Origin of the sequence: Candidatus Chryseobacterium colombiense (genome assembly GCA_029203185.1) — a bacterium.
Taxonomy (GTDB): Bacteria; Bacteroidota; Bacteroidia; order Flavobacteriales; family Weeksellaceae; genus Chryseobacterium; species Chryseobacterium colombiense.
This window is the reverse complement of sequence record CP119310.1, coordinates 231,601-248,836: the sequence shown is the minus strand read 5'-3', so window position 1 is coordinate 248,836 and position 17,236 is coordinate 231,601. Positions and strand designations below refer to the sequence as shown.

At 33.5% G+C, this 17,236-nt stretch carries 20 protein-coding genes and 1 riboswitch; of the genes, 15 read left to right on the top strand and 5 right to left on the bottom strand.

Annotation, left to right across the window (positions count from 1 at the left end; translation table 11 throughout):
- The first annotated feature begins 381 nt into the window (after positions 1–381).
- Both P0Y62_01125 and P0Y62_01120 read left to right on the top strand, forming a co-directional pair.
- Positions 382–1,200: a hypothetical protein gene (locus P0Y62_01125; GenBank protein ID WEK70155.1), complete on the top strand. Its 819-nt coding sequence runs from the start codon at positions 382–384 to the stop codon at positions 1,198–1,200.
- A gap of 191 nt (positions 1,201–1,391) precedes the next feature.
- Entirely contained in the window at positions 1,392–1,829 is a 438-nt protein-coding gene (locus P0Y62_01120; GenBank protein WEK70154.1) for a hypothetical protein, read from the top strand.
- A gap of 47 nt (positions 1,830–1,876) precedes the next feature.
- Here P0Y62_01120 and P0Y62_01115 read toward each other — a convergent pair whose 3' ends face one another.
- Positions 1,877–3,154, bottom strand: coding sequence for a replication-associated recombination protein A (locus P0Y62_01115; protein ID WEK70153.1), 1,278 nt, complete (start codon positions 3,152–3,154; stop codon positions 1,877–1,879).
- A 175-nt stretch (positions 3,155–3,329) separates the two neighbouring features.
- Between P0Y62_01115 and yidD the strand changes: the two genes are divergently transcribed.
- Both yidD and lgt read left to right on the top strand, forming a co-directional pair.
- Positions 3,330–3,578: a membrane protein insertion efficiency factor YidD gene (gene yidD / locus P0Y62_01110; GenBank protein ID WEK70152.1), complete on the top strand. Its 249-nt coding sequence runs from the start codon at positions 3,330–3,332 to the stop codon at positions 3,576–3,578.
- Positions 3,579–4,002: 424 nt separating this feature from the next.
- Positions 4,003–4,851, top strand: coding sequence for a prolipoprotein diacylglyceryl transferase (lgt, locus tag P0Y62_01105; GenBank protein ID WEK71767.1), 849 nt, complete (start codon positions 4,003–4,005; stop codon positions 4,849–4,851).
- A gap of 27 nt (positions 4,852–4,878) precedes the next feature.
- Here lgt and P0Y62_01100 read toward each other — a convergent pair whose 3' ends face one another.
- Positions 4,879–6,396, bottom strand: a complete 1,518-nt coding sequence (locus P0Y62_01100) for an NAD(P)H-hydrate dehydratase (protein WEK70151.1) — start codon at positions 6,394–6,396, stop codon at positions 4,879–4,881.
- A gap of 75 nt (positions 6,397–6,471) precedes the next feature.
- On the opposite strand from P0Y62_01100, the gene mscL reads away from it, so the two are divergent.
- Positions 6,472–6,864 (top strand): large-conductance mechanosensitive channel protein MscL, encoded by a 393-nt coding sequence (gene mscL, locus P0Y62_01095; GenBank protein ID WEK70150.1) that lies wholly within the window; start codon positions 6,472–6,474, stop codon positions 6,862–6,864.
- A gap of 47 nt (positions 6,865–6,911) precedes the next feature.
- Here mscL and P0Y62_01090 read toward each other — a convergent pair whose 3' ends face one another.
- Positions 6,912–7,871, bottom strand: a complete 960-nt coding sequence (locus P0Y62_01090; GenBank protein WEK70149.1) for a D-2-hydroxyacid dehydrogenase — start codon at positions 7,869–7,871, stop codon at positions 6,912–6,914.
- Positions 7,872–7,968: 97 nt separating this feature from the next.
- Entirely contained in the window at positions 7,969–8,373 is a 405-nt protein-coding gene (locus P0Y62_01085; protein ID WEK70148.1) for a phosphoheptose isomerase, read from the bottom strand.
- Positions 8,374–8,576: 203 nt separating this feature from the next.
- Between P0Y62_01085 and P0Y62_01080 the strand changes: the two genes are divergently transcribed.
- The 5 genes from P0Y62_01080 (at position 8,577) to P0Y62_01060 (ending at position 11,935) form a co-directional block, all read left to right on the top strand.
- Entirely contained in the window at positions 8,577–9,179 is a 603-nt protein-coding gene (locus P0Y62_01080) for a Pr6Pr family membrane protein (protein ID WEK70147.1), read from the top strand.
- Between the two features lie 90 nt (positions 9,180–9,269).
- On the top strand, positions 9,270–9,779 hold the full coding sequence (idi, locus tag P0Y62_01075) for an isopentenyl-diphosphate Delta-isomerase (GenBank protein ID WEK70146.1): 510 nt from the start codon (positions 9,270–9,272) through the stop codon (positions 9,777–9,779).
- Positions 9,779–10,255, top strand: coding sequence for a hypothetical protein (locus P0Y62_01070; GenBank protein ID WEK70145.1), 477 nt, complete (start codon positions 9,779–9,781; stop codon positions 10,253–10,255). Before idi ends, P0Y62_01070 begins: the two co-directional genes overlap by 1 nt.
- A gap of 9 nt (positions 10,256–10,264) precedes the next feature.
- Positions 10,265–11,341 (top strand): glycine cleavage system aminomethyltransferase GcvT, encoded by a 1,077-nt coding sequence (gcvT, locus tag P0Y62_01065; GenBank protein WEK70144.1) that lies wholly within the window; start codon positions 10,265–10,267, stop codon positions 11,339–11,341.
- Positions 11,342–11,428: 87 nt separating this feature from the next.
- Complete coding sequence (locus tag P0Y62_01060; protein ID WEK70143.1) at positions 11,429–11,935, top strand: hypothetical protein; 507 nt, start codon at positions 11,429–11,431, stop codon at positions 11,933–11,935.
- A 39-nt stretch (positions 11,936–11,974) separates the two neighbouring features.
- On the opposite strand, the gene P0Y62_01055 is transcribed toward P0Y62_01060, so the two are convergent.
- Positions 11,975–12,331: an arsenate reductase family protein gene (locus P0Y62_01055; protein ID WEK70142.1), complete on the bottom strand. Its 357-nt coding sequence runs from the start codon at positions 12,329–12,331 to the stop codon at positions 11,975–11,977.
- 125 nt (positions 12,332–12,456) lie between these two features.
- Between P0Y62_01055 and P0Y62_01050 the strand changes: the two genes are divergently transcribed.
- From P0Y62_01050 to P0Y62_01030, 5 genes are all read left to right on the top strand, one after another.
- Positions 12,457–12,924, top strand: coding sequence for an acyl-CoA thioesterase (locus P0Y62_01050; protein ID WEK70141.1), 468 nt, complete (start codon positions 12,457–12,459; stop codon positions 12,922–12,924).
- Positions 12,924–13,796, top strand: a complete 873-nt coding sequence (locus P0Y62_01045) for a sugar phosphate isomerase/epimerase (GenBank protein ID WEK70140.1) — start codon at positions 12,924–12,926, stop codon at positions 13,794–13,796. The genes P0Y62_01050 and P0Y62_01045 overlap by 1 nt, the downstream gene beginning before the upstream one ends.
- Positions 13,797–13,810: 14 nt before the next feature.
- Positions 13,811–13,878: riboswitch (Fluoride riboswitch) on the top strand.
- A gap of 31 nt (positions 13,879–13,909) precedes the next feature.
- On the top strand, positions 13,910–15,214 hold the full coding sequence (locus tag P0Y62_01040; protein ID WEK70139.1) for a voltage-gated chloride channel family protein: 1,305 nt from the start codon (positions 13,910–13,912) through the stop codon (positions 15,212–15,214).
- A gap of 29 nt (positions 15,215–15,243) precedes the next feature.
- Positions 15,244–16,125, top strand: a complete 882-nt coding sequence (locus tag P0Y62_01035) for a LysR family transcriptional regulator (protein WEK70138.1) — start codon at positions 15,244–15,246, stop codon at positions 16,123–16,125.
- A gap of 110 nt (positions 16,126–16,235) precedes the next feature.
- On the top strand, positions 16,236–17,177 hold the full coding sequence (locus tag P0Y62_01030) for a putative sulfate exporter family transporter (GenBank protein ID WEK70137.1): 942 nt from the start codon (positions 16,236–16,238) through the stop codon (positions 17,175–17,177).
- Positions 17,178–17,236: the final 59 nt, after the last annotated feature.

The following is a 17,236-nucleotide window of genomic DNA, read 5'->3' as shown; positions in this document are numbered from 1 at the left end:
AATCACCAAGGAATCTAGAAGAAATCCCTTTTTGAAACGGCTTTATTTTTCATGTTATTTTCACCATATAGGGATATATTATTAACCCAAATAAAACAAAGCATTTGAATATCAATAATTTAAAATTAAAATATACCTTTTAAAAACTATTTCACTAGTAGGGAATTAAAATTTTAAACAAAAATTATCAAAATAATGTGAATAATTAATTAAAAAACAAATAAAAAAGAATAAAAAACTAAAAACTCAACAATTATAATAAATTATTAAATATAATAAATATTTAAGCGATTATTTCTATTAAAAAAACTATAAAACCATCATTATTTTTATTATATTTACATCACTAATTACTTGAATACAACAATTAAATATAAAAACATGAAAAAGAATTTCTACACCCTGATCTTTTTAGGCTTATTCGCAACAGGCTATTCACAGACAGGAAACGTCGGGATTAATACGACTACTCCCACAGCAACGTTGGATGTAAATGGCAGCCCAACTGATCTAACTAAAGTGGATGGATTTATTCCTCCAAGAATTACAGGTAATCAATTAGCCGCTAAAGATTCTATGTATGGAACTAATCAAAATGGAACAATAGTATATGTCACTTCCGCAGTAACAACGCCTACCACAAAAACGGCTGCTGTTACAGCTCCTGGACATTATTACTATGATTCTACTAGCAGTACATGGAAATCCTTATATGGAAGCACAAGCTCAGGCTCAGGTACAGCTGTATATGCATCGAAAGACGGAGCATGGTCATTACTGAATTTAGGTATTTCCGGAACTAACTGGAGTAAAATAAATCTAACTTCCACAGATGTAAAAGCTGGTAATCAGGCATTATTCGTAAATGGTGTTTATACTGCATCACAAGCGGGTCTATATGAGGTAAATTATGAGTTTCAATTAGAAGGTGGAGTTGATTTAAGCTTATTAGGCAATAAAGTATTAGGGGTTATAAAAAACGGAACTACTGTATATGACCAAAAGATATTTGATGCTGTAAGAGTTTCCATTTTAGGAATAACTTTAGCTGCAGTCCCCGTAACTTCAACCTCATTAAATACAATGATTCAGCTAAATGCAGGAGATACCATCACATTTGGTGTTGAAACTGGAGGTGTAAACTTAGGATTATTGACAGATGGAAAAGTTAAGCTATCTGTAAGCAAGATTTCAAATTAATATACTGCTTTACACATAATATATAAACAAAAGCATCACTTAAAGGTGATGCTTTTGTTTATATCAAATAGGAAATAACATTGACAAAATATTTATTTCTACATGATTCTCAAAATAACACATTTTTATATTGAAGATTCACAAAAAAGAAGTATATTTATCGCGTTTTTAATTCCTATATTTATTAGATTATGAAAAAAATTCTATACTCTTTATTAATGTTTGCTTCTGTGACCCTATTTGCACAGAAAAACCCAAATGTAAAATTTGCTGTTTGCAATGATGCTGTAGGAACTGTAAACCTATTTAATGCAAGAAAAGGAATGGTACAAAGTACAACACCTTACAAAGCAGCTGCTCTTCCTGGAAACTTAAAAAAATACAGTTATTTGGCTCAGAACGGATTGACAGAGGTAAAATACAAAAAAGATGCAGGAACTTTAGACTGGATGCCTCTTTCAACACTGAACTCACAATACCAGCTTCCGGAAAATAATCCTGTAGTGATTGAAGGATATGAATTCAATGATGCTTCAACCAAAATCTATTCCGACATCATTGCAAAAGGTGAGATAAAAGAATATAATGGTAAAAAAACATTATTTATCACCACTTTTGAAAAGTATTAATTAAATAAGACTTATACTATAAAAGGTATCTCAATGAGATACCTTTTTTAATATTTGTTGCTCCATTTCTTTTTGAGCTCATCATAAATTTTCTTTTCCGTAGCATTATTTCCCGGCTCATAAAATTTCAAATCTTTTATTTCTTCCGGAAGAAAATCCTGATCTACAAAATTCCCTTCATAAGAATGGGCATATTTATATTCTTTCCCGTAATCTAAATCTTTCATCAGCTTTGTGGGAGCATTTCTCAAATGAAGCGGTACCGGTAAATTTCCGGTCTTCTTTACAAAGGCTAATGCATCATTTATTGCGGTATAAGCAGAATTGCTCTTAGGAGAAACCGCCAGATAAATTGCCGTTTCACTTAAAATAATCCTAGCCTCCGGATTTCCGATTACATTTACTGCCTGAAAGCAGTTATTGGCTATCGTTAAAGCATTAGGATTTGCCAATCCGATATCTTCAGCAGCCAAGATCAGCATTCTCCTTGCAATGAATTTAATATCTTCCCCACCCGCAATCATTCTAGCCAACCAGTACACCGCGCCATTCGGGTCACTTCCTCGCATCGATTTTATAAATGCAGAAATGATATCATAATGCTGCTCACCATTTTTATCATACAATGCCATTGTTTCTTGTAAAACAGACATTACATCATCATTATCAATTTCTTTTTTTGATGATTTTTTAAATTGATTCAGGACAAGTTCTACGGAATTGATGAGCTTTCTCCCATCTCCTCCAGAATACTGAATAAAAGCCTGCTTATCCTTAATTATAAAGTTTTCACCTTCATCTTTATTATATCTTGCCAAAGCAATATCAATGAGTTCTTCAAGCTTTTCATAAGTTAAAGCTTTTAAAACATATACCTGACTTCTGGAAAGCAATGCAGAAACAACTTCAAAACTTGGGTTTTCTGTTGTTGCACCAATCAAAACCACCCAGCCTTTTTCCACTGCATGCAAAAGAGAATCCTGCTGAGATTTGTTGAACCGGTGTATTTCGTCAATAAATAATATAGGAGATTTCCCGGAAAACAGATTTTGTTTTTTAGCATCTTCAATCACATCTCTTACATCTTTTACGCCTGAAGAAACTGCAGAAAGCTTAAAAAACTTACGTCCGGATTTTTCAGAAATAATCTCAGCCAAAGTTGTTTTACCTGTTCCAGGTGGGCCCCAGAAAATAAGAGAATTCAATGTATCATTTTCCAGCATTTTTCTTATCGTTCCCTTTTCTCCGGTAAGATGTTCCTGCCCTAAAACATCTTCTAATGTCTTGGGTCTTAATTTTTCAGCTAATGGAATATTTTGATTCAATTTTTTAGATTTAATATAAGTGAATGTTCAGAACAATATTATTTCTACGATTTTAAACGAGCAATCAGCAAATCGACAAACACCGGATTTTATCCGACAAACAGACCTGTAAAGCTCCGAAACTTCTAACAAATTTAAACTAATTTTCAATTTTTTACGCTATTTTTGCAATGTTTTGAAACCTACATTCAATAAAATCATCACATTTCCACTGGTACTATTAATACGATTTTACCAATGGTTTATTTCGCCTTTACTTCCTAAAAACTGTCGATATGAGCCTACCTGTTCACATTATATGATAGAGGCATTACAGGTTCATGGAATTTTCAAAGGGTTTTGGCTGGGTGTAAAAAGAATTTCAAAATGCCATCCTTGGGGAGGAAGCGGATATGATCCTGTACCTCCAAAGTGTAATCATTAATATAAAAAACATCATTATAATGAGTAATGTATTCTTTAGACTTTATCTCGTGGTTTTTGCTTTTTTAGCACAAAATCTTTTTTCACAAAATTATGCTGAAGGACTTTCTGACGCTACCTTAAATGTAAATAATGAAAAAATTGCCGTAAAAGTATTTTCTACTACTGACGCTGAAACTTTTAAAGATTTTTCAAATAAGAAAAGTGATAATACGCTTGTTATTGTAAATTCGGCTAACCTGGAATCCAAAGGCGGATGGGGAGCTTTTTATGACAGCTCACTGAATATGTTTAAAATGAGTGGATACCAGTTTTTAGATAAAAACTTTAAGCCTACCCAAAATAAAGAAGATTATAAATATTTAGCAAAAGTTCCAAAAGCAATACAGCCAACCGATCAGGTTGCATTGGATACTGAATATAAAATATGGGATCCTTCTACCGGAATTCATCTGGGACCCATTACCCTGCATTATTATAGTCTGATGTTCATTTTTGCCTTTGGTTTCGGATATCTTTTGATGACGAGAATGTTCACTATTGATCATATTAATCAAAAATACCTTGAGCCTCTTTTTACATGGACGTTGATCGGTACAATTCTAGGAGCGAGATTAGGACACGTTATTTTTTATCAGCCGGAGCTTTTCAAACAGGACTTCTGGAGTGTATTTTTACCTATTCAGACAAAACCTGAATTCAAATTTACAGGATTCTCTGGTCTTGCCAGTCATGGAGCAACCCTTGCATTAATTTTAACAACATTGTATTACTCATTCAAAATCATTAAGAAAAATCCTTTCTGGGTATATGACAGATTGGGAATTGTAGTTGCTTTGGGAGGTGCATTTGTACGTATGGGGAACTTCTTTAATTCGGAAATCATTGGTAAACCTGTAGCAGCAGATTCTCCATTTGCTTTTCTTTTCCCTCAGATGAGTGATGAATACGGGGTAACCGTTCCAAGGTATCCTACTCAGTTATTTGAGGCAGTAGGTTATGTACTTCTGTTTATCCTTTTATGGGTATTATATAGAAAAACAGACAAAAAATATCAGCAAGGATGGTTATTCGGTTTATTTTTTATCATTCTTTGGGCGATCAGATTCTTTGTAGAATTCTTAAAAGAACCTCAAGGAAACGAATTCATTCAGTTTGGAGGATTAAATACAGGACAAATTCTTTCCATTCCGTTTATGATAGCCGGTGTCATCATTATGCTTTATTCTAAAAAGTTTAAAATAACTGAAGCTGAAAATGCCAAACCTGAATAATTTTTTTAAAAAAATATAATTAAAAAGTCACAATTTCTTTGTGACTTTTTTGTTGATATATAGGAATGTAGTTTCTAATTCTTTAATTACATCTGAAGGCTGCATCGATTCTTTAGAATGCTTTTCTGCTGCAAAATCTGCAGATTTTCCATGAAGCCAGACTCCAAGAACAGCCGCATTTTCCGAAGAATATCCCTGAGCTAACAAGGATGTTAAAATCCCTGTCAGAATATCACCGCTTCCTCCTTTCGCGAGTCCTGAATTCCCTGTAATATTGTAAAAAATATTTCCTTCCGGAGTTACAACTTGCGTATGATGATCTTTTAATACAATGTAGATCTTGAGCTCAACAGCTTTTTGAACAGCAAGATCAGATCTTTCAAAAGAATCTTTTGTTTTTCCGAAAAGCCTTTCGAATTCTTTGGGATGTGGAGTGATAATGGAATTTTCAGGAATCAACTGTATAAAGGATGGATTTTTAGAGATTATATTAAGCGCATCAGCATCCAAAACCAACGGCGAAGAATACCCCCTTAGAAATTTCAGCAAACTCACTTCGGTTTCCTGATGGGTTCCTAAACCCGGCCCGATTCCTAAGACGATATCCTGATCAGTTTCAATATTTTCAATATAATCTTTTCCGCCTTCTATGAACATTGCTTCAGGTGATGAAGTTTGAAGTGTCTCATATCCGCATTTTGGGCTGTAGGCAAAAACAAGCCCTGCTCCACTTTTCAAGGCAGCTTTCACAGACAGAACGGCTGCTCCTATTTTACCGTAGCTTCCTCCGATAATTCCTGCTTTACCAAAACTTCCTTTGTGTGAATATTCATTTCTGGTCTTAAATATTTTTTCAATACCCTCATCATCAATAGTAAAATGGGATGTATGGGTTTCATTAATATATTGAGGATGAAGTCCGATGTCTAAAATCACAACTTTACCCGTATATTTTCCTGTTTCAGGATATAAAAAGCTTCTTTTCCAGAATTGAAAGCTTAGTGTATAATCCGCTTTGAAAACAGCAGAATCTTCATCCAGATTTTCATCCGCAAATAACCCCGAAGGAATATCTATTGAAATTTTTATGTTCTGTAAGGAGTTCAGTTCATTTATAATTTTCAGTTCTTCTCCTTCTATCTTTCTGGATAAGCCTGTTCCAAAAACAGCGTCAATGAAGATGGTATGGTCTGTTATTTTTTCCTGCTGAAAATCTCTGAATTCTATAATATGTATTCCCGAAAAATCTTTTAATTTTTGATAGTTAATCGCTGCATCCTGAGAAAAATTTCCTTTTATCTCTTTTACAAAAACATCCACATCAAAGCCCTTTAAATAAAGCAGTCTCGCCATAGCCAATCCATCTCCTCCATTGTTACCATTTCCGCAAAAGATTGCAAAACTTTTATGAATTTTACAGTTTTCTAAAATCCAATTAACGCACGACTCTGCAGCCCGTTCCATCAATAATATCGAAGAAACAGGCTCATTGGCAATCGTAAATTCATCACATTGTCTAATTTTTTTTGCTGTAAAAATTTTCACTTAAAATGTTTTTCTTAAATTTAATGAATATTATTCATTCAGGTGAGTTTTCGGAACAATTAAAAAAATATAAATATGGGATTTTTAAAAGAATTTAAAGAGTTTGCCGTTAAAGGGAACGTAGTAGATTTAGCTATTGGGGTAATTATTGGAGGTGCTTTTGGTAAAATTGTCACTTCTTTGGTAGAGGATATTATTACGCCTGCTATTTTAACCCCTACGTTAGAAAAATTAAATTTAAAAAATCTGGCTGACCTAGTGATTCCGGGTACAGCTATTAAGTATGGAATGTTCTTATCTGCCACCATTTCCTTTATTATAGTAGCGTTGGCTTTATTTCTTATGATTAAGGGAATCAACAAGCTGAAAAAAGAAGCTCCTGCTGAAGCACCTGCACCGGCGGGACCTACAGAAGACCAAAAATTATTAATGGAAATCAGAGACTTATTGAAAGCTAAAAATTCATAAAAAAAACGCCGCAAATTGCGGCGTTTTTATTCTAATATCATTTTCTCTTACTGAATTTGCAGAATACTTGAAATCTGTTCAGCCAGAGAAAGTCCTATTCTATCCTGAGCTTCCAATGTAGAGGCGCCTGTGTGCGGTGTCAAAGAAATTTTTGAGTGATTTAATATCTTTTTAGAAGGAGTCGGTTCATTCATGAAAACATCCAATCCCGCAAATCTTACTTTTCCGGAATCTAAGGCATCAATTAAAGCTTCTTCATCGATTACTCCTCCTCTTGAACAATTAACAACAGCTACCCCGTCTTTCATCATTTCAAATTCGTTTTTACCGATCATATATCCGTCTTTTTGAGCCGGAACGTGAAGGGTAATAAAATCTGAATGCTTTAACACATCCTGTAAAGGTTCGGTTTCTATATCTACGTTGATAAACTGGTTGTTGTAGAATTTCACTTTAATGCTTGCTTTTCCTATATTATTATCAGCAGCAATCACTCTCATTCCAAGACCTAAAGCAATTTTAGCAACTTCCTGGCCGATTCTCCCCATTCCAATAATTCCTATTGTTTTTCCCTTCAACTCGATTCCAGCCGTATAAGCTTTTTTCAAACCTGCAAATTCGGTATCTCCCACCAAAGGCATTTTTCTGTTGGAATCCTGTAAAAATCTTGCTCCTGAAAACAAATGAGCAAAAACCAACTCAGCTACGGATTCTGATGAAGCTGAAGGTGTATTGATTACATGTATACCTTTTTCTCTGGCATAGTCTACATCAATATTATCCATTCCTACTCCTCCTCTTCCGATAATCTCTATCGACGGGCAATTATCAATAATATCTTTTCTTACCTGTGTTGCGCTACGTACCAAAAGCGTTTGGATCTGGTGCTCATTAATATAGTCTACCAAAAATTCCTGTGCTACTTTTGTCGTAATCACTTCAAAACCTTTCTCCTGTAATGCATCAATTCCAGATTGATCTAAGCCATCGTTTGCTAAAACTTTCATAAAATACTTCTAATTATTTAAAAATTAAAAGATTTAAAAATCAAAGGAAAAAGCATCTGCTTTTAATCGTTTAATCTTTAAATCTTTAATTATACTTTTAATCTTCTTTAAAAACTTCAATGGTTACCTGTTTTTCTACAAGGTCTGTGAATTTACCTTTATATCTTGTAGCTCTTACCAAATGGTTATCTATCCAGTGATAGTTTCCTCCTCTTGGTTTTCCACACAGTACACTATGATATTTAAACCCGTGTTTATCCAGCCAGTCTATCGTGATTTGTTTCAGGTTTTCAGTTCTTGAAGTGAAAAAACAAATCTGATGTCCTTCGTCATACCATCTGTTAATGGTTTCCAAAGCATCAGGAAAAGGCTCACAGGTAACCATTCTTTCCGGCTCTTCGTTAGGAACATCTTCTGTAATCGTTCCGTCTATATCAATTAGGTAATTTTTTACTCCGTCCTTTAGAATCGGACTTATGTGATCTTTGTATTCTAACTCCATTATGAAATTTTGTATCAACAAATTTATGACTTTTAAAATAAAAAACCTTTGTTAAAGTTCGTTTAAATTAAATTTTTCCTATAAAAAATAGTATTAAAAGAATAAATTAACAATTTTTCATCCATTCTATTATTATAGGTTAAAATTTTTCTATTCCTAAAAAATAAAACTATCTTTATTGATTAAATGATAGATCTTTCCTGATGATACCAAGAATTTTATCTTTAATTTTTGCCCTTATTGGTTGGTTTTCAGTCATCACTCAATATGATCTGATGATAGAGAACAGCCAGATTTCTTTTACAGAAACTACCATCAGGTTTTTCAGCTACTTTACCATCCTTACCAATATAATCGTCACCATGTATTTCACATTTAGGGCTTTTAATTTTTCTCCAACAATTAAAAAGCCAGGAATTCTGACTGCTATTACGATCTATATTTTAATTGTATGCTTAATTTATCAGATCATCCTTCGCTCAGCATGGGCTCCTACAGGATTGCAAAAGCTTGTGGATGAGCTCTTACACAGCATAATGCCAATTCTTGTTCTCATGTATTGGTATCTGTATGAAAATAAAAAAGGTTTAACCTATAAGCAAATTCCTTATTGGGCAATTTATCCTTTGCTTTATCTTTTTTATATATTAATCAGAGGATATTTTTCAGACTTTTATCCTTATCCTTTTATAAATGTGATACATCTTGGTTATTTCCAGGTTTTCATTAATTCCTTTTGGGTTCTGCTTTTATTTGTAGCGCTGTCGATGTTTTTTATTCGCATAGGTAAGAGTTTAAATAGATGATTATTTTAATCCTATCCTCTTATATTCCAAAATCTATGATGTTTTCACAAAAATTTCCAAAATACATTTATTACACTTACATTTGTAGAAATGGAAGAATTGGTAGTTTTAGTAAATCCTGATGACCAAATTTTAGGATTGATGGAAAAACAGCAAGCCCATATTAATGGTCTTTTACATCGGGCTTTCTCCGTATTTTTATTCAATGATAAAGGTGAAATGCTTTTGCAGAAAAGAGCATCCGAGAAATATCATTCTCCCAACCAATGGACGAATGCAGTGTGTTCACACCCCAGAATCGGAGAAACTTACCTGGAAGGAGCAAAGAGAAGACTGAAGGAAGAACTTGGAATAGAAACAGACCTTTCCGAAAAATTCCATTTTATTTACAAAGCAGATGTAGGAGGAAATTTATGGGAACATGAACTAGATCATGTTTTCACTGGCTTTTATAATGCAGAATTTGACCTCAATAGAAAAGAAGTGGAAGAAGTAAGGTATATTTCTATGGATGATCTGGATAAGGAAATCGCAGAAAAACCAGAGACTTTCACAGAATGGTTTAAAATTATTTTAGAAGAATATAAATATCATTTTTAATGATGATCAGACATTCACTATTCATTATCTTGTTATTCTTGGGGTATTTTTTATCTGCCCAAAAGAAACAAACATTTGAAAATAACAATTACAGTATCAATTACCCTGAAGGATGGGTAGCCATGAACGAGACCGATATTGTCAATATTTTCCCGACCAACCAGATCGGAGCGGTTACCATTTCAGAGTATCATGATTTAGACCTACCCTCTACTGAAATAAAAAAATTCATCCTGGCTCTTTACAAATCTTCCGAAGACGAAAATAAAGTAAAAAGCAACAAAAGCAAAAAAGGATATACTGAATATTTTTATGAATATTTTGACCCGAAAGAAAAGCTGTTCTGGATTACCCGAGTTTTTCAGAAGGATAAAGAAATATATCTCATTGCTATAAATTGCGGCGAAAAATACTGGAACGGAAATTATATGAGTCTTTTTAATGAGACCTTTAATAGTTTTAAAATAAAGAAATAGAAATTAAATATGAAGAAAACAGCATTGTACGACAAACACGTTTCTTTAGGAGCTAAAATCGTACCTTTTGCAGGTTTTGAAATGCCTGTACAATATTCCGGAGTAACGGAAGAACATTTTGCAGTAAGAGAAAAAGCAGGATTGTTTGATGTTTCTCACATGGGGCAATTTTTCATCGAGGGTCCTGGTTCAAAAGATCTTTTGCAGTTCGTAACCACCAATAATGTAGATGCTCTTGAAAACGGAAAAGCTCAATATTCTTGTCTTCCTAATGAAAACGGAGGAATCGTGGATGATCTTATCGTTTATAAAATGGAAGATGACAAATATTTTGTGGTTGTCAATGCTTCTAACATCGATAAAGACTGGAATCACATTTCAAAATACAATACTTTCGGAGCAAAAATGACCAATGCTTCAGACGATATGTCTTTATTAGCAGTTCAGGGTCCGAAAGCTACTGAAATTCTTCAAAAACTGACAGAAACAAATCTTTCTGAGATTCCTTACTATCATTTCACAGTTGGTGCTGTAGTCGGAGTTGATAATGTAATCATTTCCAATACAGGATATACAGGAAGCGGTGGTTTCGAAATTTATTTCAATAATGATGCTGCGGAAAAACTTTGGGATGCGATTATTGAAGCCGGAACTGAAGAAGGGATTGTTCCTTGCGGATTGGCTGCAAGAGATACTTTGAGACTTGAAAAAGGATTCTGCCTTTACGGAAACGATATCGACGATACTACTTCTCCAATTGAAGCAGGTTTAGGATGGATCACTAAATTCGATAAAGATTTCGTATCTAAAGAAACTTTTGCAAAACAGAAAGAAGAAGGAGTAACGAGAAAATTAGTTGGTTTTGAATTAACTGACAAAGGAGTTCCAAGACACGACTACCCTGTTGTAGATGCTGAAGGTAACGTGATTGGAAAAGTAACTTCAGGAACCCAGTCTCCAATGAAAAAAATAGGTTTAGGTCTTGCGTATGTGGACAAACCTCACTTCAAATTAGGTTCTGAAATCTTCATTCAGGTAAGAAACAAAAATATTCCTGCAAAAGTGGTGAAAGCTCCTTTTGTGTAACTGAATATAAATTAAATAGAAAACCGCAGTTTGCTCTGCGGTTTTTTTATTAAACATTAATTCTATATTTATTATAAATAATTATTAATGAAAATATTAATCTTTATAGTTTCTTTAGTTCTGATATTCGTTTTCTATAATTATCCTGTCTTTAACAGTACAGGAATAACTTACATTATCATCCTTACATGTCTTATTATTATTTCTTTTGCCGGTGCAAAATTATACACATCAGACATCAAAGAAGATTACGAATCTGTTGAAAAAGAAATGAATGAATTACATTTCAGAGATGGTGATTTTCAATATAAAAATGACGGATTTTATACGAAAAACGAATTTATAAAATGGGATGAAATTATAGAAGTAAATTCATTCAGTATTCCTGTTCTTCATAGGCAACATCAAACCGGAATAGAAATCATAACTGACAAAAAACACTATGAATTCAATGATGAAAATATTTCCGGAATTGAAAAATTGACTGACAAGCTTTATGAAAATTTCCCAAACTGGGAAACCAATCCCACTCTAATCACTGTGAATAACCATGGATTAAAAAAAGCTACCCTATACAAAAGAGACAAAATATAAGCTCTTAAACATTTCATCTAAGAGCTTATATTTTTAAAATTATTCAGTGACTCCAAAAAACTCCTGCAAAGCCGCCACATTATTTTTATCATTCCCTACGAAAATTTCTTTATCAGTAAGGAAAACAGGTCTTTTCAAAAAGGTATAATGATCCAATAACAATTCTTTAAAATCCTTTTCTGTTAAAGATTTCACATCTAACCCTCTCAACTTAATCTGAGTAGATTTTTTGCTGAATAATGCCTCGTAAGACTTTGTTTTTTTATGCATTTCTTCTAACTCTTCTTTCGTAATCGGTTCTTTTTTGATTTCACGAAGTTCCCAGTCTGCAAGGTCGAATTGTGCTAAAATTTTTCTGCAGGTATCACACGTATTGAGATAAAATACTTTTTTCATTATTAATTTAGGTCTATTGTTGATTAAAATTCGTCTTCATTTCACTTTCCCGTTTCAAAAGTAGGATTTAATCTATAATTTTGAAAATTATTAAATACCTTTATTCAATCAAATTTTTAGTGGAAATGGATAACAAACCAATAACTTTTCAATTTATTTCAGAGCCTTCAGATGTCAACTACGGAGGAAAGGTACATGGAGGAAGTGTGATGAAATGGATAGACCAGGCTGGCTATGCATGTGCAACAACATGGAGTGGTAATTATTCTGTAACGGTTTATGTAGGAGGAATCCGTTTCTATGAACCCATTAAAATCGGGGAAATTGTAAAAGTGGAAGCCCAGGTAATTTATACCGGTTCATCCAGTATGCATATTTCAATCAATGTATTTTCCAGAAATCTGAAGCAGCCCAATTTCGATAAAAAAACACATTGCATCATTGTTTTTGTTGCCGTTGACGAAAACGGCAAAAAACTTCCTGTTCCCAAATGGATTCCGGAAACTGAAGAGGAAAAACAAAAAGAGCAGTATGCAAAACGTCTCATGGAGCTAAGAGCACAGATCGAAGACGAAATGAAGCCATTTCTATAATGCAAAGAAAAAGGTTCATTCAGCTTTCTGCATTGGGATTTTTAGGATTGTATTCTTGTGGAGTTTCTAAATTAAATATGAGTAAAAAATCATTGGCAATTCAATTGTACACCGTTCGTGATTTCATTTCTAACGATATGGAAAAAACTTTTGAGAAACTAGCCGCATTAGGTTTTACAGAATTTGAAATCTATGGATACGACGGAACTTTTTTCGGAAAAACAGCTGTTGAATTTAAGAAAATATTATCTGACAACGGATTAAAAGTCATCAGTTCACACCACAGAACCGGAATTACAGATCATGAAGACGGAACTCTTCTGAAAAACTGGAATAAAACATTGGACGATTTGAATACTATCGGCTCTGAATTTGCCGTTTGCTCCTATCTTCCTGAAGCAGAAAGAACATTAGAAAATTATCAGAAACTCCCTGAAACTCTTGAAAAAGCCGGGCAAATTACTAAACAAAACGGAATTCAACTAGCCTACCACAACCATGATTTTGAATTTCTCAAGAAGGATGAACAACATACTTTTTATGACTTTATCCTGGAAAATACCTCCTCAGATTTAGTTAAAATGGAATTGGATCTTTACTGGATTTCAAAAGCAGGCCTTGATCCGTTATTCTACTTTGAAAAATACCCAAAGAGATTTCCATTATGGCATGTGAAAGACATGAAGGCAGAAACAAAAGATTTTGCAGAAATCGGAAACGGAACTATTGATTTTAAAAGGATTTTCGAAGCTAAAGAAAAAGCAGGGTTGAAATATTGGTTTCTGGAGCAGGATTCCAGTGATAAAGATATTTTTGAAAGTATAAAAATCAGTAAAAAGTATATCTCGGAACATGGTTTCTTTTTAAAATAAATTTTATCTTTGTAACAGAAAAAGGAAATGGTGTTCTTCCTTACCCAACCGCTTTTCAGAAGCTGATGACGCCTGATTAAAAGATTATTAACAGTAATTCGATCAGGAAAGTTATGTCAAAAAATCAACGAACATTCAGCAGTAAAACAAAATTTCAACTTTACTTTTTTTTCAGAAAATTTCCGGCTTTACCCTATATTTTGAAATGGCTGTGTATAAGTCTTATCATTGGTGCATTGGTAGGAACTGCTTCAGCCGGATTTTTACAGTCGTTAGAATGGGCAACTAACTTCAGGGAAAATCATATATGGCTGATTGCATTTCTTCCTGTGGCGGGATTTTTGGTGGGACTTTTATATTATTATTTCGGAAAAGATGTGGAAGCAGGCAATAATTTATTACTTGAAAACATACATGCTCCAAAAGAGACTATTCCGTTTAAAATGGCTCCTTTTGTATACTTGGGAACAATAATCACTCACTTTTTCGGAGGTTCTGCAGGCCGTGAAGGAACTGCACTTCAAATGGCAGGCGCAATTGCTGATCAATTCACTAAACCATTTAAGCTCGACAAAAACGAACGAAAGATTTTAATTATTTCTGCAATCGCTGCAGGTTTTGGATCCGTCTTTGGAACTCCTTTAGCAGGAGCAGTTTTCGGACTTGAAGTTTTTTTGATCGGAAGAATTCGTTATAATGCTCTTTTTCCCGCATTTGCATGTGCAATTTTAGCGGACTGGGTAACAAATCTATGGAATGTAAAACACACCCACTATAATATAGATCTTATTCCCAAACTTGAATTTCTCCCCATTTTATATGCTATTCTGGCAGGAATTATTTTTGGAATCTGTTCTGCCACTTTCAGCAGAATGATTCATTGGGCTAGTTCGGTTTTTAAATCTAACATTAAATATCCCCCGTTTCGGCCTGTTATTGGCGGAATCATCGTTGCTTTCGCAGTTTTTGCAATAGGAACTACAAGATATATCGGTTTGGGAATTCCAACGATAGTAGAATCTTTTGAAAAGCAACTTCCATTTTATGATTTTGCTTTAAAAATGATATTTACTATCGTTACGCTTTCTGCAGGTTTTAAAGGAGGAGAAGTAACCCCGTTATTCTTTATTGGGGCTACTTTGGGAAGTGCTTTATCATTATTCATTCCGCTTCCGTTTGGTTTGTTGGCAGGAATGGGATTTGTGGCTGTTTTTGCAGGGGCGACCAATACTCCACTTGCCTGTATGCTGATGGGAATTGAGTTATTCGGAGCCGAGTGTGGAATCTATGTCGCTATTGCCTGCGTTGTCTCTTATTTATTCTCTGGAAACAACAGTATTTATACGAAACAAAAAATTGGAGAAGCCAAAAACAGAAGATTTGATAATCTTACTGATAAAGACTTTTCTGATTTATAAGATTGGTCTTTATTTCTTACCTTTAAATTATGTTTGATTACAGATTAAAAGTTTTTCACACCGTAGCTTCCCGATCAAGCTTTACAAAGGCTTCGGAAGAGCTGAATATTTCCCAGCCTGCCGTAACCAAACATATTAAAGAAATCGAAAATCAGCTGAATACCAAATTATTTGACAGAAAAGGTACCAGTATTCAACTGACACAAAGTGGTCAAATTCTATTTGAATATGCTGAAAAAATCAGAAATATATATCGTGATCTGGAATTTGAAATCAATCAGGTGAACCAGCAACATAAAGGAAAGCTGATTATTGGAGCAAGCACCACTGTAGCTCAGTATATCTTACCGGAGATTTTAGCCAAGTTCAATTCATATTACAAAGACATTAAAATTGAACTGATTACGCACAATACGGAAATTATTTCTGAGCTTTTAAAGGAGGGAAAAATTGATCTGGGAATCATCGAAGGAGAGTCTCAATCGAATTATTTTGATTATCAAATATTTAAAGCTGATGAAATTGTTTTGATTGCCAAAGCCAATCATTCATTAGCCAATAAAACATTAAATATCAAAGATTTATACCATATGGAATTAGTTTTCAGAGAGCCCGGTTCAGGTTCTTTGGAATTCATTCAGAATCGTCTGAAAGAAAAAGGAATTTCCCTTGATGAATTGAATATCGTAATGCAATTGGGAAGCAGCGAAAGTATAAAAAACTACCTTTTATATTCAAATTCTTTAGCTTTTCTTTCTATAAGCACAGTTTTAAATGAACTAAAAAACAATCAACTCAGCATTATTGATATTAAAAACTTTAGTATTGAAAGAAATTTTCATTTTATTCTTCCAAAAGGTGAGCAGTCCGAATTAATCAGAATTTTCTTAAAATTTACCACTCAGCTCTGACTTCAAACATCATTTTATTTATAACTTAAAGTTATCTAATATAACAAAATACAATTCAATTTGTAATATTAATTTATGGAATTTTGAACCATTAATTTAAATATTACAAAATGAAAGATTTCAATCTGAATGAAAAATCTAAAAAGCTTATTTTCATTGTATGGGCAGTAATCTGTTTAACTCCGGTCATTTCTTCCCCTGTTGCATTACTTTTGGGTTTTATTTTAGCCGTTGGTATAGGAAATCCTTTTGAGAAAAGCTTACATCAGTATATACATTTATTATTACAGATTTCAATTGTCGGATTAGGTTTCGGGTTAAAGCTGAATGAAGCATTAGAGGCTGGAAAATCAGGATTTATATTAACAGTTATCAGTATTTTCACTGTAATGTTCTTAGGATATTTTATTGGAAAAACCCTCAAGTTGGAAAGACCTTTATCCTATCTGATTTCAGTAGGAACAGCAATCTGCGGCGGAAGTGCAATTGCAGCTACTTCTCCGATTATTAAACCCAATGCAAAACAGATTTCATTGGCTTTAGCCATCATTTTTACTCTGAATTCCATTGCATTATTTATTTACCCTTCGATTGGGCACCTCTTAAACCTTACCCAAGAACAATTTGGCTTATGGTGCGCTGTTGGGATTCATGATACCAGCTCTGTAGTTGGAGCAGCAAGTAAATATGGAAATGAAGCTTTAAAAATTGCAACCACCGTAAAATTAGCCAGAGCTTTATGGATTATTCCAGTTTCTTTGGTCACGATGGTTATTTTTAAGAATAAAGAATCCAAAATTAAAATTCCGTGGTTTATCGGGTATTTTATTCTGGCTATTTTATTAAATACCTACTTCCCTTTTTTTGATAAGCTAAGTTCGGGAATTACACTAATCGCTAAATCAGGATTAAATCTGACTTTATTTTTGATAGGTTCTACTCTGTCTATCCAAACTTTAAAATTAATAGGTTTTAAACCATTGATTTTAGCCATTTTTCTTTGGGGCTTTATAAGTATAGGAAGTCTTTTTGTTGTTTTGAATTTTAACTAAGGTTTTCAGGAACTCTATAACATCAAAACGATTTTAATGATTCTTCACTTTACTTGAAA

Bases quoted from the DNA above. Each gene is read 5' to 3' on its own strand.
- P0Y62_01035 (WEK70138.1), top strand. From the start codon at position 15,244: ATGTTTGATTACAGATTAAAAGTTTTTCACACCGTAGCTTCCCGATCA.
- P0Y62_01055 (WEK70142.1), bottom strand. From the start codon at position 12,331: ATGAAAAAAGTATTTTATCTCAATACGTGTGATACCTGCAGAAAAATT.
- P0Y62_01080 (WEK70147.1), top strand. From the start codon at position 8,577: ATGATACCAAGAATTTTATCTTTAATTTTTGCCCTTATTGGTTGGTTT.
- P0Y62_01125 (WEK70155.1), top strand. From the start codon at position 382: ATGAAAAAGAATTTCTACACCCTGATCTTTTTAGGCTTATTCGCAACA.
- P0Y62_01090 (WEK70149.1), bottom strand. From the start codon at position 7,871: ATGAAAGTTTTAGCAAACGATGGCTTAGATCAATCTGGAATTGATGCA.
- P0Y62_01045 (WEK70140.1), top strand. From the start codon at position 12,924: ATGCAAAGAAAAAGGTTCATTCAGCTTTCTGCATTGGGATTTTTAGGA.
- gcvT (WEK70144.1), top strand. From the start codon at position 10,265: ATGAAGAAAACAGCATTGTACGACAAACACGTTTCTTTAGGAGCTAAA.
- P0Y62_01030 (WEK70137.1), top strand. From the start codon at position 16,236: ATGAAAGATTTCAATCTGAATGAAAAATCTAAAAAGCTTATTTTCATT.
- mscL (WEK70150.1), top strand. From the start codon at position 6,472: ATGGGATTTTTAAAAGAATTTAAAGAGTTTGCCGTTAAAGGGAACGTA.
- P0Y62_01060 (WEK70143.1), top strand. From the start codon at position 11,429: ATGAAAATATTAATCTTTATAGTTTCTTTAGTTCTGATATTCGTTTTC.
- P0Y62_01050 (WEK70141.1), top strand. From the start codon at position 12,457: ATGGATAACAAACCAATAACTTTTCAATTTATTTCAGAGCCTTCAGAT.
- P0Y62_01070 (WEK70145.1), top strand. From the start codon at position 9,779: ATGATGATCAGACATTCACTATTCATTATCTTGTTATTCTTGGGGTAT.
- idi (WEK70146.1), top strand. From the start codon at position 9,270: ATGGAAGAATTGGTAGTTTTAGTAAATCCTGATGACCAAATTTTAGGA.
- P0Y62_01120 (WEK70154.1), top strand. From the start codon at position 1,392: ATGAAAAAAATTCTATACTCTTTATTAATGTTTGCTTCTGTGACCCTA.
- P0Y62_01040 (WEK70139.1), top strand. From the start codon at position 13,910: ATGTCAAAAAATCAACGAACATTCAGCAGTAAAACAAAATTTCAACTT.
- P0Y62_01085 (WEK70148.1), bottom strand. From the start codon at position 8,373: ATGGAGTTAGAATACAAAGATCACATAAGTCCGATTCTAAAGGACGGA.